Annotated in this window: 1 protein-coding gene; it reads left to right on the top strand. The window is 45.0% G+C overall.

Annotation, left to right across the window (positions count from 1 at the left end; genetic code table 11):
• Window positions 1–444: aminoacyl--tRNA ligase-related protein (locus tag IE271_RS44720; RefSeq protein ID WP_190195543.1), on the top strand; the 444-nt coding region annotated here is incomplete at its 5' end.
• Between the last annotated feature and the right edge of the window lie 98 nt (window positions 445–542).

Raw genomic sequence — 542 nt, 5'->3', positions numbered from 1 at the left:
GGCAAGGACACAAGAGGGATGATAAGACAGCACCAGTTTGATAAAGTAGAGCTAGTGGCTATCACGCACCCTAAAGAAAGCGATGTTATGCAAGAGCATATGCTAGAGAGCGCGAGCGAAATTTTAAAGGCTTTGGAATTGCCGCACCGGTTTGTGCAATTGTGCAGCGCGGATTTAGGCTTTAGCGCAAGCAACACGATAGATATTGAAGTGTGGCTTCCTGGGCAAAATTGCTACAGAGAAATCAGCTCGGTGTCTAACACGAGGGATTTTCAAGCCAGGCGTGCGAAAATCCGCTTCAAAGAAAATCAAAAAAACCAGTTAGCGCACACCTTAAACGGCTCTTCTTTAGCGGTAGGCAGGACGATGGTCGCTTTAATGGAAAACCACCAGCAAGCGGATGGGAGCATCCACATTCCTAAGGCGTTAGAAAAATACCTTTAAGGCTAGTTTGTGCTGAATGAAGAGCAAAATTCTAAAGGATTAGAAGAAAAAGGGGGCGAAAACAGAAACGAAAAAGAAACCCCTTTAAAGGGCATTCA

Origin of the sequence: Streptomyces minutiscleroticus (assembly GCF_014650875.1) — a bacterium.
Classification (GTDB): domain Bacteria; phylum Actinomycetota; class Actinomycetes; order Streptomycetales; family Streptomycetaceae; genus Streptomyces; species Streptomyces minutiscleroticus.
The sequence above is the reverse complement of the archived record's forward strand: the minus strand, read 5'-3'. Positions and strand labels throughout refer to the sequence as shown.